The following is a 14,701-nucleotide window of genomic DNA, read 5'->3' on the forward strand; positions in this document are numbered from 1 at the left end:
CATGGCCATCAATCCGGTGCAGCGCCGGCTCGCCGAGTTGCTGCAGCACTGGCAGGCGTTCGTCGACCAGCCCGACAAGCGCCTGCTGCTGTGGCAGGTGCCGGACGGCGGCAGGCGCCTGCTCGACGCCTTCCTCGAGATGCAGCGGCATGCGCCCGCGGGCGACGCCACCGGCGGCGTCGGCGGCGACACCTTCGTCGTCTTCGATGCGCCGTTCGAGCAGTCCATCGCCTATTCGCGCGCACTCAAGGAAGCGCTGGCCGGCCAGTACGCCGCGAGCCACGACGAGTTGCGCCAGGCCGGGCAGACGCCGGATTGGCGCTTCGAACCGGACGAGGTCCCCGACACCGCCGCGGCCTTCATGCGCGCGCTGGCCGCGCTGGCCGGGCATCACCCGGTGTTCGGGCAGCTCGTCGCCGTGCTCTCGCCCGCGAGCGTGACCGACGACGAGGCCTGGGCCGCCTGGGTGGCCCGCGCGCTCGACGCCGGCGCGCCCGATGGCGTGCGCCTGCTGGTGCCCGATGCCGATGGCGCGCCGCGCCTGGAGCGGCTGGCGCGTGAGGATCGTCCTGATGTGCTGGTGCAGCCGCTGGCGCTCGATGCCTGGGCGGTGGCGCAGGAAACCTTCGCGCAGGAGCCCGCGGTGGGGCCGGGCGGCGTGTTCCGCAGCCTGCTCACGGGACTGTTCGCGCTCGCGGAGAAGGGCTCCGCGGACCAGGTGCAGCTCAAGGCGCGGGACGCGCTGGCCTTCGCGCGCCAGCAGGGTTGGCCCGACCAGGAGGTGGCGGTGCGGCTGCTCACCGCCGGCGTGATGCTCAAGGAGCGGCGCTGCGACGAGGCCGTCAACCATTACCGCCATGCGCGCTCTGCCGCCGAAGCCGCTCGCGAGGCGGGGCATCCGGCGGGCGGTCAGCTGGTGCTGCAGTCCTGGTTCGGCGAGGCCGCGGCGCTGATCGCGGCCGGCGAGCCGCGCGCGGCGGTGCCGTGCTACCAGGCCGCCGAGCAACTGGCCGCCGCGCTGCCCAATCCCTTGATGCGCCTGGAGGCGCTGCGCATGGGCAGCTTCTGCCTGGCGCGTGCCGGCGATGCCGATGCGGCGCTGGCCTTCGGGCGTCCGGCGCTGGCCGTCGGCGAGGGGCTGCGGCCCGCCTCGCGGCCGATGACGACGCTGCCGCTGCATTGCTTCGAGCTGCTGCGGCTCGTCGATCCGGAGCGCGCTGGCCGCATCGAGGCGATCCGGCGCGACCTCGACCGCGAGCAGCTGAGCCGGCGAGGGCGTCTGGACCAGCAGGCCGCGGCGCTGGAGTCGTCCGCCGATGTGGCCGAGTTGCGCCGGGTCGAGCGCGAGCACCTCGACGAGGAGCAGGCGCTGCAGCATGCGGCGCAGGCGAGGGCGGACGGCGAGGCGGCCGGCGGCAGCGCCGCCTTCCTCGAGCTGTTCGAACAGGCACGAGGCCTGTTCGGTCCATCCTGGCCGATCGCGATGCCAGGCGCCATCGGCCCCGCCGCGGCGCCGTCGACCGCCCAAGGATCCGCCGCATGAATCTCTCCGCCAAGCACGGTGACCCGCAGCTGGGCATCGACATCCATCTGTGCACCACGCCGGCCGGACCGGTGCCGCTGCCGACGCCGCATCTGTCGGTGGTGTTCGATCCCTTCGACTACCTGCCTTTCATCGGCGCGACCGTCAAGGTGATGGGCATGAAGCGCGCGACGGCCGGCACCTCGGCGATCGTGGTGCACATCCCGCCCGGCTTCCCGTTCGCGCCGATGATTCCGGACAAGGACGACGAGCTGTTCATGGGCAGCGCCACCGTGGTGGCCGACGGCGATCCGCTGTCCTACCTCGCGCTGCCGGTGCTGGGCTGCCAGATCGCGGGCATGCCCAGCCCGCCGCGGCCGAAGAAGAAAAAGCTCAAGCTGCCCAACCTGCTGCCCACCAGCTTCAACCTGGCGATCCCCAACACGGTGAAGGTGGGCGGCGCGCCGACGATCTCGATGGCCGGCATGATCGCGCGCGGCGCCTTCGCGGGCCTGGGCAAGCTGGCCAAGTCCCGGCTCGGCAAGGCGATGGGCGCGGGCTTCAAGAAGTTCCGGCAGAAGCTCTTCAAGAACATGGACCCCGGCTTCCTGAAGTGCAAGGTGCTGCGCGCGGAGCCGGTGAACATCCTGACCGGCGAGGTCAGTGTCGAGCAGGTGGACTTCAGCCTGCCCTGGCGTGTCCCGATGGACTGGGTGCGCAATTACGCCTCGGGGCGCGAGCGGGTGGGGGCGTGCGGCGTCGGCTGGGAGAGTCCGGCCGATGCGCGGCTGGAGATCGATGCGGCCGACGGCAGCGTGGTGTTCTTCCATCCGGATGCCGGGCCGGCACTCTTCCCCGCGCTGCCGGCCGCGCAGGGCGACGCGGCGGCGGTGCTGGAGCTGATGGATGGCGCGCGGCTCAGCGACCACGGCGACGAGTGGCGGGTGCGCACCAAGGGCGATCTGACCTATCACTTCCCGAAGTCGCTGACGGTCCCCGTGACCGGGCAGCTGCGGGAAGTGCCGCTGGGCCGCGTCAGCGACCTGTGCGGCAACTGGCTGCTCTACGAATGGGTGGAGGGCCGGCTGAGCGCGATCCGCGAATCGGGCGGACGACATCTGCTGGTCGAGTACGCCGGGCGCTTCATCCGGTCGCTCTCGCTGTACGTGGCCGAGGCCGAGTTCAGCCACACCTTCGTCAGCTACGAGCACGATGCGCAGGGCTGCCTGACGGCGGTCCGCGATGAACTGGACCACCCCTACCGATTCGCCTACGACGGCCGCCACATGGTGCGGCACACCAACCGGACGGGGCTGTCCTTCCATTACGAGTACGACAAGCGCGGCGAAGGCGACGAGGAGTGGCAGGTCGTGCGCGCGTGGGGCGACGGCGGGCTGTACGACTACCAGTTCGCTTACTGGCCCGCGATCCGCGAGGTGCGGATCACCGATTCGCTGGGGCATGTGTCCACGGTCCAGTGCGACGAGCACGGCCTGCCGATCCTGGAGATCGATCCGCTGGGCGGCCGCACGATCTTCGAGTACGACGAGGTGGGCCGCACGACGGCGGTGGTGGACGCGGCGAACCACCGGACCGAATACGCCTATGACGAGCGCGGCAACCTGCTGAAGCTCACGCGGCCGGACGGCAGCGCGATGTCGATCGAGGTCGACGCGCGCGACAAGCCGGTGGCGATCACCGATCCCAATGGCGCGAGCTGGCGTCAGCGATGGGATGAACGCGGGCTGCTGGCCGAGCAGACGAGCCCGCTCGGCGCGGTGACGGCCTACGAGTACAGCGCGGACGGCTTGCTGCTCAGCGTGAGCGACGCGCTGAAGGCGACGACGCGGCTGGGCTATGACACCGATGGCCAGCTGGTCAGCGTGAGGAATGCGCTGGGACATGTCTCCCGGCTCCAGCGAGACCTGCTGGGCAATGTGCTCGAGCGCTCGGATCCCATGGGCCGTGCCACGCGTTATCGCTACGACGGCAAGGGGCGGCTCGTCGAGGCGACCTTGCCCACGGGCGCGCGCATCCGCTGCGCCTACGACGCCCAGGGCAACCTGACGCATCACGAGGACGAGAACGGGGCGCGCACGCGCTTCGAGTACTTCGGGCAAGGCCTGATCGCCAAGCGCCATCAGCCTGACGGCCACGTGGTGCAGTACCACTACGACACGGAAGAGCAGCTCATCGGCGTGAGCAACCAGCGCGGTGAGATGTATGAGCTCAGGCGCGATGCGCTCGGGCGCGTGGTCGAGGAAGTGGACTACTGGGGGCAGGCGACGCGGTATGTCTTCGATGTGGCCGGGCATCTGAAGCAGAGCGTCGATCCGCTGGGGCGTGTCATCGACTTCACGACCGACAAGCTCGGCCGGGTCCGGCGCAAGCGCTTCGAGCATCCGTTCGCGGCGGGACGCCAGTTCGAGGAGACCTTCGACTTCGACGCGAATGGCAACCTCACCGGCTGCGCCAACGAGCATGTGACGGTGAAGCGGGTGCTCGATGTCGAGGGACGCTTGATCGAGGAGCAGCAGGGCGACTTCGTCATCAAGAACGGATTCGATCTGCTGGGCCGTCGCATCCGGCGCGAGACCAGCGCCGGCAACACGGTGGCCTACGAGTACGACGCGCTCGGACAGCCCACGGCCATCCGCATCAACGACGAACCGCCGATCACGATCGAGCGGGACGAGAACGGGCAGGTGGTGAAGGAGACGCTGGCACCGGGCCTCGAGCGGCAGTACCAGTACGACGCCGAGGGCCGGCTCACCGGTCAGGGCGTGCGGCGCGAGTCGGAGTGGCTTTTCAGCACGCAGTACGCCTACGACGCCGCCGGCAATCTCACGCACCGCAAGGACAGCCAGTACGGCCTGGACCAGTTCCGCTACGACCCGCTCGGACAGATCGTCGAGCACATCGATCCGCAGGGGAAGCTGAAGAAGTTCTTCCAGGATCCGGCCGGGGATCGGCTGACGACGGGCGTGAAGCGGGACGGCACCTGGCGGCGCGAGGGCTGGTGCGAGGGCGTGCATTACCGCTTCGACGCGGCGGGCAACCTGATCGAGCGCCGCGATGAGCGGCAGTTGGACGGCGAGGAGCCGAAGACGCTGGCGCTGGCGTGGGATGCGAATCAGCGGCTGGTGCGCAGTCGCAGGCGAGCGACCTTCGGTGACGCGGAGCCGGACGAGGCCGAGACCGTCTACGGCTACGACCCGATGGGGCGGAGAGTCTTCAAGCAGACAGCGGGGAAGGCGATCCGATTCGCGTGGGACGACGACGCGTTGCTGGCGGAGACGAGCCTGCCGTCAAAGCGGGAGTTCGTCTACTACCCCGACAGCTTCGAGCCGTTGGCGCTCCTGGACGACGAGGGCAGCTACCGCTACCACAACGACCTCAACGGGTGTCCAACGCGGCTGACGGCCGACGACGGGCGCGTGGTGTGGGCGGCGGCGCATGAGGTCTGGGGGCAGGCCAATGTCCGGGTGGATGTCGTCAGCAATCCGATTCGACTGCAGGGGCAGTACTGCGACCCGGAGACGGGCCTGCACTACAACCTGCACCGCTATTTCGATCCGATCGCTGGGCAGTTCACCGGTCAGGATCCGATCGGACTGTTTGGCGGGATCAATGGCTATGCCTTTGCGCCCAATCCGCTGGGTTGGAGCGACCCGTTGGGGCTCTACCCCTTTCCGCCGGGCACGCGGGCCGACATGAGCCCGGCCCATTCGGTCAACAAGATCAAGAGCAATACTCGATTCGGTGACGGCGGGAAGAAGGTGCTCAAGAGCGTTGCGCTCGGACATACGGACGTCGACGCCGACCTCAGGGAAATCGAAGCGGGCCAAGCGCACGACGTCGGTGGCCATACCCTCAGAGCGTCCTCAGGAAGGACCTATGGGTATCACAACGATAGAATGAAAAATGGCCGTGTGCAGGTATTTCTCAAAGAGGGTCCCGGGGTAATTCGAATCAGTCAGGCTGAATTCAAGATCCTGACCTCCATGATGAAGGATGGAGGAATGAAGGGCGGCACCAGGAAAATGGCGGAGTCCTATCTGCGGGTCGGCAATATCGATCGTGCCGGCGTGAAGCGGCTGCAGCGACTCTTCGACAGCGCTTCGTCATGCGGCGGTTAGCGCGTCACTGCCTCCGACCATGAGCGATTTGCGGGAGTGAAGAATGGAATTATGGGAAATTTCCTTGAGGAAACAGGTTCCTCACGAGAGCCTCAAGTGTGAACTGGCGGCGCACTTTGGCGTGGAAGCCGATCTCGTTGTTTCTTCGGAAGAATTCATCGACTCTCTCATGCGCGACGGCGGGGCGCAATTTGGGCTTTCCGTGAATCACGCGGATGAAGGATATGGAACCCTGTGCGATATTTCTCTCGCGCATGATCGGACCGATCTGGATTGCGTGAACTTCGCCGCTCATCTTGCGTCGGTCTTTGACACCGAGGTCGCAATCGGAGACCCGACAGGCGAAGGCGAATTCTCGGAAGGCCGTTATCTGGTGATACTTCCCGACGGCCATTGGAAATTCGCCGGCGAACTCGCCAACGGAGATGTCTTTGAGCTTGGCTCATATTCCGAGCCGCATGCATTCGATGACCTGAAGGCGCTACTGCAGAAGCAGTGATCGCACGGTGCCAAGGCCATGCCATGAGTGCGAAGCCACGCTGGCCTGCCCGGAGGGACTCGAACCCCCGACCTGCTGCTTAGAAGGCAGCTGCTCTATCCAGTTGAGCTACGGGCAGACGGAAATCGGTAGACCGATCGATGCCTTCGTCCAGAACGGACTTCGGGCCCCGGGAGGGCGTTCCCACGCCTCCGAAGGGCCCGAATTGTGCCATGCGAACCGCCGTTACCGACGGCCGGGGAACGGTTCGAAGTCGATCCATGGTCGATCGACTGTCGACAAGCTGAAGATCAGATCAGCACGTTCACGATCGCGTTGCCGATGCCCATCAGCGCCGCGCCCGAGATCAGCCCCGCGCAGATCGGCTCGCAGCCATCCACCCAGCGCTTCCAGCCCGACGTGCCCGGCGTCTTGTGGACCTTGCCCATGACGAAGAAGATCATCGCGCCGACCCACATCGCGAAGGTCGACTCCGGCGGCAGCACCACGCCCAGGCCGATCGCCACCGACGACAGCGGGAACTTGCCCTTGGTCGCCATCTTGATCAGCTCGATCACCACCGCGCACACCGCCGCGATCGCCATCGTGATCAGCGCCGACGCCGGCAGGCTGTGCAGCCCGTTGGCGATGATCTCCGCCACGCCGCGCCATTGCACCGCCGCCGGCATCGAGAACTGCTCGGAAATGATGGTGGACGTCGAACGCAGGCCCTCGGCGTTCTTCGGCACGAACAGCAGGAAGAACAGCGGCACGCAGAACAGCACCCCCGCCACCACGCCGATGACGTGACCGATCGCCTGGTGACGCGGCTTGCCGCCCAGCATGTAGCCCGGCTTGATGTCGCTCAGCAGGTTCGCCGCGTTCGACGAGATCTCCGAGGTCATGCCCGCCGGGATCAGGTTGGACGCCGGATTGGTCCGGTCGATCGCGCCCATCGTGAACTGCGTGATCTTGGACAGCGCGCCCGTCGGCGTCCACGAGGTCAGCGCCATCGAGTTCGTGCAGATCACCGTCAGCACCAGGATCAGCGGCAGCGAGATCAGCGCCATGCCCACCGGCACGCCGAAGAACAGGTGCGCGATGTAGGCCGTCAGCACGCCCATCACCGGCACGCCGACGAAGGAGATCCACAGCGGTACCTCGATGTCCTTGAGCAGGTCGCTGCCGCCGCCGGCCTGGCCTGGCTTGCGGCGGAAGGACTTGAACACCGCCACGAACAGGTCGGGCTTGGCCAGCAGCGTCGTCAGCGAGCCCGCGACCATCATCGCCACGCCCCACCACATCGACCACTGGTTGACGATCTCCGCCCGCGAGATCGGGATCGGCGCGCCGTTGGGCGCCACGCGCTGCACGATGTCGCCGGCCTGGATCATGATCGGCGCCAGCACCACGAAGTTCACGAACGCGCCCAGCAGGCAGCTTGTCGCCACCGCGATGCCCATCAGCCCGCCCACGCCCAGCATGGCCGCGTCCAGCGTCAGGCGCAGCCCCAGCGCGCGGATGTCGGTGCCCAGGATCTTCGGGATCCAGATCTCGGCCTTGGCCGCCATGCCGTAGTAGTACTGGTCCAGCCGCTCATGGAAGGTCCAGGGCTCGGTCATGCCGGCCCACTTGTCCATGCGCAGCAGCTTGAACTGCAGCAGCTTCATCCAGCCATCGCTGATCAGCGCCTGGTAGATCGCGGCGCCCGCCGCCACCTTGGCCAGCAGCTTGGCTTTGTACATGCCTTCGCCGCCCTCGCCGGTGTAGAGCGAGTCCAGCACCACGCCGCAGGCGCGACCCTCGGGGAAGGGGAGCTGGTCCTCGTTGATGAAGCGCCGCTTCATCGGGAACGCCACCAGCACGCCCAGCACCGCGATGACGATCATCCAGATCATCATCTGCCACCACGGCACGATGTGGTCGACGAACAGCATGTACGCCGCCAGCGACGAGAACAGCGGCGAGACCACGTAGCCCGCGGCCGTGGCGATCGACTGGGTGCAGTTGTTCTCCAGGATCGTGTAGTCCTTGGCCCAGCCCAGCGACGCGAAGATGCGGAACATCGCGAAGGCCAGGATCACCGAGGTCAGCCCCACGCCGACGCTGATGCCGGTCTTGCCGCCGATGTACAGCGAGGTCGCGGCCAGGATGCCGCCCAGCATGAAGCCGGTGAAGCCCGAACGCAGCGAGAGCTGCGCCATGTCGCCGCGGAAGACGTTCTTGAACCACCACTCGTCCTTCTGCGCGCGCGACCAGGTCTGCACCTGCTCGTCGGTCAAATGCTGTAGCGCCATGCTGTGCTCGATCCTCTTCCGGGGTTGCCCGTTGCCGCGCCCGGCTCCAGGCTCGTGACCAGGAAGGACGCTCTTTTGAAACAAAAAAACAGCGCGCATTGTCCCTGCCTGACATCGCGCTGACACGAGCCCTCGCATGGGGTTTCCCCTGATCGCCACCCGCCTATCGCCCTGACGGGTGGGGTGTCGCGCTGAGGCTGCGAACCCCGTGTCCGTCGGCGCGGACGACGCCCGCGCCACGCCGAGTTCTTCACGCCCGGACCGCGCGCCGATCGGACGGGCCCCCGCATTCCGGTGCTGCCGCCGCACGAAAGTGCGTTCAGCGCCTAGCATCCCCACTTCCTCCTTGCTGCATCTGGAGCCGCTGTTGACGCTGATGTGGGTTCTCCTGGGCGTCCTGCTGGGCGTGGTCCTGACCTTGGTCCTGCTGATGGCGGTCCAAGGAAAGTTCGGCCGCGCGTCCGGTGCCCGGCGTCGGGACCGGCTCACCGGGCTGCTGCCGGCGCGCCGCTTCGAGGACGAGTTCGCCGCGCTGCTGGACGCGCTGCAGCGCCGCGGCGGCGAGGGCAGCCTGCTCTACATCGGCCTGGATGGCTTCCGGTTGATCAACGAAGAGCACGGCAAGGACCACGGCGACCACCTGCTGGTGCGCACCGCCGAGCGGCTGCGGCAGCTCGCCGGCAAGCGGTCCCTCGTCGGGCGGCTCGCGGGGGATGAATTCGCCCTGTGGAGCGAGGTCCCGGCATCGCAGACCGACGCCCTGGTGCGACAGGTGCTGGAGGCGCTGGGCGAGCCGGTCCTGGTCGGCACGACGCCGGTGACGGTGAGCCTGTCGGTGGGTGTGGCGATGTCGCCCGAGCATGGCCACTCGATCCGGCTGATCCGCCGCGCGCAGACGGCGATGCGCTCGGTCAAGCGCCTGGGCGGCAACGGCCACGCCTTCTTCGACGCGGTCCAGGAGGAGGAACTGCGCGAGGAGCTCACGATGGCGCGCGAGCTGCGGGAGTCGATCAAGAACCGGGAGCTGGAGCTGGTCTACCAGCCGAAGATGGATGCGCGCACGCTGCAGGTGACCGGCGTGGAAGCGCTGCTGCGCTGGCGGCATTCGACGCTCGGCATGGTGAGTCCGTCGCGTTTCATCCCGATCGCGGAGCGCTACGGCCTGATCGATCCGATCGGCGACTGGGTGGCCGACACCGCGCTCACGCAGGCGGCGCGCTGGCGCGAGATGGGTCTGCGCATGCGCGTCGCGATCAACGTGTCGGGCTACCAGATGCGCTCGGACGAATTCATCGGGCGCCTCGAGAAAGGCCTGCGGCGCCATCGCCTGCGGCCCGAGCGCTTCACCTGCGAGATCACCGAATCGGTCGCGATGGAGCACGCCACGGTCACCGGCCGCGCGTTCAAGCGCCTGGGCGCGCTGGGCGTGCATGTGTCGATCGATGACTTCGGCACCGGCTACTCCAGCCTGGCCGCGCTGCGCCAGCTGCCGGCGCAGGAGCTCAAGATCGACCGGGCCTTCGTGGCCGATGTCGCCACCAGCGTCCAGGCGCAGGCCATCGTGCGCGCGGTCGTCGAGATGGCCCGCGTGCTGCACCTGAAGGTCGTGGCCGAGGGCGTGGAGACGGCGGCGCAGCGCGACCAGCTCGTGGCCATGGGCTGCGACGAGCTGCAGGGCTACCTGTTCGCGAAGCCGATGACGGCGCTCGCGATCGAGGTGCTGGCGGCCGAGCCGGACAAGTCGACGGAAGGGCGCGCGGAGGGCTTCCGGCCGTCGATCTTCGTGGAGACCGCGGCGGTGCCGCTGGATGCGAGGCGCTGATCCAGAGCGCCAGAGCGCGGCCGCGCGTCGCCACTCTGAAAAAACGAAGAGCCGCGAGGATTGCTCCTTGCGGCTCTTCTGGAGAAATGGTCGGGGCGGCGGGATTCGAACTCGCGACCCTCTGCTCCCAAAGCAGATGCGCTACCAGACTGCGCTACGCCCCGACGAAGCCGCAGATTGTAGCCTGGAAATTCGCCTGCCCGGGAACTCGCGATCCTCTGCTCCCAAAGCAGAAGGTCGGGGGCCTCAGCGCGACAGCTTCTGCGCGATCTCCCAGCCCAGCTCCGCCATCGGTTTGGCGCCCGCCGCGGCCTCGCGGGCCTGCGCGCTCGAGGCGGTGCCGTCCTCCACCCGCTTGGCGATGCCCTGCAGGATGGCGCAGATGCGGAACAGGTTGTAGGCCAAGTAGAAGTTCCAGTCCTTCATCACCAACTGCGGATCGGCGCGGCCGGTGCGCTCGCAATAGCGGCGCACGTAGTCGAGCTCGCCCGGGATGCCCAGCGGCGCCAGGTCCACGCCGCCCAGACCGCGCGCGGCGCCGGTCTTGCGGATGTGCCAGGACATGCAGTGATAGCTGAAGTCCGCCAGCGGGTGGCCCAGCGTCGACAGCTCCCAGTCCAGCACCGCCAGCACGCGGGGCTCGGTCGGATGGAAGACGAGGTTGTCCAGCCGGTAGTCGCCGTGCACGATCGAGACCTCGCGCTCGTCGCGCGCCGATTCGGGGATGTGCGCGGGCAGCCAGTCGATCAGGCGGTCCATCGCCTCGTTCGGGCCGGTGATCGTGGCCTGGTACTGCTTGCTCCAGCGGCCGATCTGGCGCTCGAAGTAGTTGCCCGGCTTGCCGTAGCCTTCCAGGCCCAGCGCGCGGAAGTCGACGCGATGCAGCGCCGCGATGACCCGGTTCATCTCCTCGTAGATCGCGGCGCGTTCCGCGTTCGACGCGCCGGGCAGCGTCTGGTCCCACAGCACGCGGCCCTGCACGAACGCCATGACGTAGAAGGCGCGGCCGATGACGGACTCGTCCTCGCACAGCGCCAGCATTTGCGGCACCGGCACGTCGGTGCCGGCCAGCGCCCGCATCACGGTGAATTCGCGCTCGATCGCGTGCGCGGAGGGCAGCAGTTTCGCCACCGGCGCGGGCTTGGCCCGCATCACGTAGCTGCCGCCGGGCGTGATCAACTGGTAGGTGGGGTTGGACTGGCCGCCCTTGAACTGCTCGATCGTCAGCGGGCCGGCGAAGCCGGGAATCTCGCGCGCCAGCCAGGCGGCGAGCGCCTGGGCGTCGATCGGATGCGTCGGGGCGCGGGTGCCGGTGAATGCGTCGTCCACAAGGTCTCCTGGAGTTGTCGTGAGATGCGAAACACACGCTCCGGGGACCGGGGGATCGGTCGCCGGGCGCTCAGCGGTTGGCGATGGCCAACAGCTTCTCCTTGCTCAATACCACCAGCCGCGTCGGCTCGACGCGCACCGCGCCTTCGCGCTCGAAGCCCTTGAGCTCCTGGTTCACGCGCTGGCGCGACGCGCCCAGCAACTGCGCGAGGTCTTCCTGCGCCAGCTGCAGGCCGATGCGAACCTCCTCGCCCTGCGACACGCCGTAGCTGCGCGCCAGCAGCAGGATCTGCTTGGCCAGCCGCGAGGCCAGGGGTCGGGTGTTGAGGTCCTCGACCTGGTCGAACATCAGCCGCAGCCGCCGGCAGTTCAGGCGAAGCAGCGCCTCGTACAGCTCGGTGTGGCGTTGCAGCAGGTCCTTGAAGTCGGGCTTGCGGATCACCAGCAGCGTGGTCTCGCCATGGGCGCTGGCGTCGTGCGTGCGGGGCAGGCCGTCGAAGAGGGCGATGTCGCCGAACCAGATGCCGGGCTCGACATAGGTCAACGTCACCTGCTTGCCCGACAGCGAGACCGAACTGACGCGCACCGCGCCCTTGGCCACGCCGATCCATTCCTCGGCCGGTTCGCCGCGCACCGACATCAGCGCGCCGTCGGCGAGGCGACGCACGGTGGCGCGCGCCAGAATGTCGCTGCGCAACGGCAGTGACAGCTTGGAGAACCACGGCCCCGACTCGATGTTGTTGCGTTCGGAAATTGTAAGAACCGAGCTGTTCATGCTTTGTCGCTGGCGTGACAGGCCAGCCGTCTCCTGAAAGATGCGGACGGGTCGCGTGTGTCGCGACCTCATCCGGCCTATTGTGAGGGACCCGCGGCGCGCCCCATGGCGCCGCGCCGATGCGCGCATGATGCGCGGGCGATGCGCGTCGCGGGCGAAGGAGGGGCGCTTTTCCGGGTTTGTCCCGGGGAGCGCCGTGCTAGAGTGAAACGCACTCCAACAGCAATGACAGCGGGCATGGATCGAGATCATCACGACCCGCGCGGCGTGTTGCCGTCGCATAGCGTTCTCGTGCTGGCCATCCTCGTGATGTCGGCGCCCGCGTGGAGTCTCGGCGTGGGCCGACCGCAGGCGGCCTCGTCGCTGGGGCAGCCCTTGAACCTGCTGTTCCCCGTCCAGCTCAATCCCGGTGAGAGCCTCACGCCCGACTGCGTGCGCGCCGAGGTCAGCGCGGGAGAGAACCCGTTGTCCGCCTCGGGCCTGCATTGGCAGATCGAGGGCGACGCCGGACGTCCCACCGGCGTGCGGCTGCGCAGCGTGCAGCGCATCGACGAGCCCATCGTCTCGGTGCAGCTGAGCGTGGGCTGCAGCGCGCGGCTGACGCGCCAGTACACCGCCTTCATCGATCCGCCCGGCCTGAATGCCGAACCGATGGCCGACGCCGGCGCGACGACCGTGCCGCTGGTGTCGCCGGCGCTGCAGGCGCAGCGGGAAGGGCAGCCCGCCCGCGTGACCGAGGCGCCCCGTGCTTCGGCGCCCGTCAGTGCGGGCGAACCGGCATTGGCCGCGGCCGCGGCCGCGACGCCCAGGCCCGCCGCGGCCGAGCGCCCGCGCCGCGCCTCCCGTCGCGTGGTGCAGGCAAGCCCTGGCCCCGAGCGCGACGGTCGCGCCGCGGCGCCGGCCGCTGTTCGCCGCGAAGATCGCGCGACACGGCCGTCCGCGCCCCGATTGAGCCTCGAACCCGCCGAGGCCCTGCAGTCGCCCGCGCCCGCGCTGCTGGCGGCCGAGGCCGCCGCCAGCGCGGCCAGCGCCGCCGAGGAGGCCCGCCAGCAGGTGCTGGCGATGCAGAGGCAGATCGCCGACCTGCAGGCGGAGCAGAAGCGCACGCTCGCCGCGATGAACACGCTGCGCCAGGACCTGCAGGCCGCGCGCGAACGGGCCGCCGAGACGGGCGGATCGTCCTCGACCTGGGTGTTGGGGCTGAGCCTGCTGAGCCTGGCGCTGGCCGCGAGCAGCCTGCTGCTGTGGCGCAGCAACCGCATGCAGCGGCGCGAGGCGGAACAGCACTGGCTGACCGATTCGCGTCAGGACGCCGAGGCGGAGATGCGGGGCGTCGCGACGGTGCCGCCGCCTATGCCCACGGGACCGTCGCCCTTCACGCCGACCGATCCGCACAGTTCGCCGGCACCGTTGATGTCGCACCTGTCGACCGACGGGCCGCCCGCCTCGTCGGCGCCGACGACGATCCCGATGCCGCTCACCGCCGTCGAGGAACCGACCCGGCCCGGTCCGCTGACGCCGCCACCGGCGCGCGCGTCGACGCGGACACCGACCACCGCCGCCGACGACGCGCTGGAGGCGCTGGCCGCGCTCGAGGCCATGGAGGCGGTCGAGCCGCTGAGCCTGCAGTTCGATCGCGACGACACGCGGCCGGCGCCGTTCACCTCCGACCTGGGCGGCGTCGGCAACCTGGTGACCGTCGAGGAATTGATCGACCTGGAGCAGCAGGTCGATTTCTTCATGGTCCTGGGCCAGGATGACGCGGCCATCGAGCTGCTGTCCTCGCGCCTGAACCAGCGCGACGCGGCCAGCGGCCTGCCCTTCCTCAAGCTGATGGAGCTCTACCAGCGCCGCGGCGACCGCGAGGCCTTCGATCGCGTCGGTACGCGTTTCGCGGAGCAGTTCCATGCGCGCGCGCCGTCGTGGAGCGACGACCTGAACGAGGGCGAGGGGCTGGAGGCCCATGACGAACTGATCGATCGGCTCGAGGCCGCCTGGGTGGACGCCGAGGGCAGCATGAGCCTGCTGCAGGACCTGCTGTCCAAGCATCAGGAGTACAGCGGCGACCTGGGCCTGCCGGCCTACCGCGACCTGCTGCTGCTGTACGCCGTGGCCCGGGACCGCGCGGAGCACGAGGTCGACGGGCAGTCAATCGATGTCGTGCTGCCGCTGGATGCGACGGCGCACGCGGACCAGATGGCGACCATGGTCTGGCAGTCGCCACCGCCGCCGCCGGGCATGCCGGCCCCGCGGTCGGTGCTCACGCAGTCGGTCGACCTGGACCTGTCTCTGGTGGACGACGAGCCGCCGAGAGACGCCAAGAGCCGCTGACGAGCGTT

The 14,701-nt window shown here is 68.6% G+C and carries 8 protein-coding genes and 2 tRNA genes; 5 read left to right on the plus strand and 5 right to left on the minus strand.

The annotated features are described in order from the left end of the window. Position 1: 1 nt before the first annotated feature. The 3 genes from FHT37_RS03365 to FHT37_RS03375 are packed head-to-tail and all read left to right on the plus strand — an operon-like array spanning position 2 to position 6,160. Positions 2-1,543, plus strand: a complete 1,542-nt coding sequence (locus FHT37_RS03365; RefSeq protein ID WP_183478857.1) for a hypothetical protein — start codon at positions 2-4, stop codon at positions 1,541-1,543. After that, positions 1,540-5,661, plus strand: coding sequence for an RHS repeat-associated core domain-containing protein (locus FHT37_RS03370; protein ID WP_183478859.1), 4,122 nt, complete (start codon positions 1,540-1,542; stop codon positions 5,659-5,661). Before FHT37_RS03365 ends, FHT37_RS03370 begins: the two co-directional genes overlap by 4 nt. Positions 5,662-5,704: 43 nt before the next feature. Continuing rightward, a complete protein-coding gene (locus tag FHT37_RS03375; protein WP_183478861.1) occupies positions 5,705-6,160 on the plus strand; it encodes a hypothetical protein in 456 nt (151 codons plus the stop codon). Positions 6,161-6,201: 41 nt separating this feature from the next. On the opposite strand, the gene FHT37_RS03380 is transcribed toward FHT37_RS03375, so the two are convergent. Beyond that, positions 6,202-6,278: transfer RNA gene (locus FHT37_RS03380), tRNA-Arg, on the minus strand. A 172-nt stretch (positions 6,279-6,450) separates the two neighbouring features. After that, a complete protein-coding gene (locus tag FHT37_RS03385) occupies positions 6,451-8,436 on the minus strand; it encodes an OPT family oligopeptide transporter (protein ID WP_183478863.1) in 1,986 nt (661 codons plus the stop codon). A gap of 346 nt (positions 8,437-8,782) precedes the next feature. On the opposite strand from FHT37_RS03385, the gene FHT37_RS03390 reads away from it, so the two are divergent. Then, positions 8,783-10,258, plus strand: coding sequence for a bifunctional diguanylate cyclase/phosphodiesterase (locus FHT37_RS03390; RefSeq protein ID WP_183478865.1), 1,476 nt, complete (start codon positions 8,783-8,785; stop codon positions 10,256-10,258). 87 nt (positions 10,259-10,345) lie between these two features. Here the strand turns inward: FHT37_RS03390 and FHT37_RS03395 are convergent. The 3 genes from FHT37_RS03395 to FHT37_RS03405 form a co-directional block, all read right to left on the minus strand. After that, positions 10,346-10,422 (minus strand) — tRNA-Pro (locus FHT37_RS03395). Positions 10,423-10,504: 82 nt separating this feature from the next. Next, positions 10,505-11,587 carry a phosphotransferase family protein gene (locus FHT37_RS03400; RefSeq protein ID WP_183478867.1) on the minus strand — a complete coding sequence of 361 codons (1,083 nt, stop codon included), beginning with the start codon at positions 11,585-11,587 and terminating at the stop codon, positions 10,505-10,507. Positions 11,588-11,657: 70 nt separating this feature from the next. Further along, the gene (locus FHT37_RS03405) at positions 11,658-12,362 is read right to left on the minus strand and encodes a Crp/Fnr family transcriptional regulator (RefSeq protein ID WP_091723982.1); all 705 of its coding nucleotides are present in this window, start codon (positions 12,360-12,362) and stop codon (positions 11,658-11,660) included. 237 nt (positions 12,363-12,599) lie between these two features. Here FHT37_RS03405 and FHT37_RS03410 point away from each other — a divergent pair, with 237 nt between their 5' ends. Further along, the gene (locus FHT37_RS03410; RefSeq protein WP_183478869.1) at positions 12,600-14,693 is read left to right on the plus strand and encodes a hypothetical protein; all 2,094 of its coding nucleotides are present in this window, start codon (positions 12,600-12,602) and stop codon (positions 14,691-14,693) included. Positions 14,694-14,701: the final 8 nt, after the last annotated feature.

Origin of the sequence: Mitsuaria sp. BK037, from assembly GCF_014193045.1 — a bacterium.
GTDB lineage: Bacteria > Pseudomonadota > Gammaproteobacteria > Burkholderiales > Burkholderiaceae_C > Roseateles.

Bases quoted from the DNA above. Each gene is read 5' to 3' on its own strand.
- FHT37_RS03365 (WP_183478857.1), top strand. From the start codon at position 2: ATGGCCATCAATCCGGTGCAGCGCCGGCTCGCCGAGTTGCTGCAGCAC.
- FHT37_RS03410 (WP_183478869.1), top strand. From the start codon at position 12,600: ATGGATCGAGATCATCACGACCCGCGCGGCGTGTTGCCGTCGCATAGC.
- FHT37_RS03375 (WP_183478861.1), top strand. From the start codon at position 5,705: ATGGAATTATGGGAAATTTCCTTGAGGAAACAGGTTCCTCACGAGAGC.
- FHT37_RS03385 (WP_183478863.1), bottom strand. From the start codon at position 8,436: ATGGCGCTACAGCATTTGACCGACGAGCAGGTGCAGACCTGGTCGCGC.
- FHT37_RS03370 (WP_183478859.1), top strand. From the start codon at position 1,540: ATGAATCTCTCCGCCAAGCACGGTGACCCGCAGCTGGGCATCGACATC.
- FHT37_RS03405 (WP_091723982.1), bottom strand. From the start codon at position 12,362: ATGAACAGCTCGGTTCTTACAATTTCCGAACGCAACAACATCGAGTCG.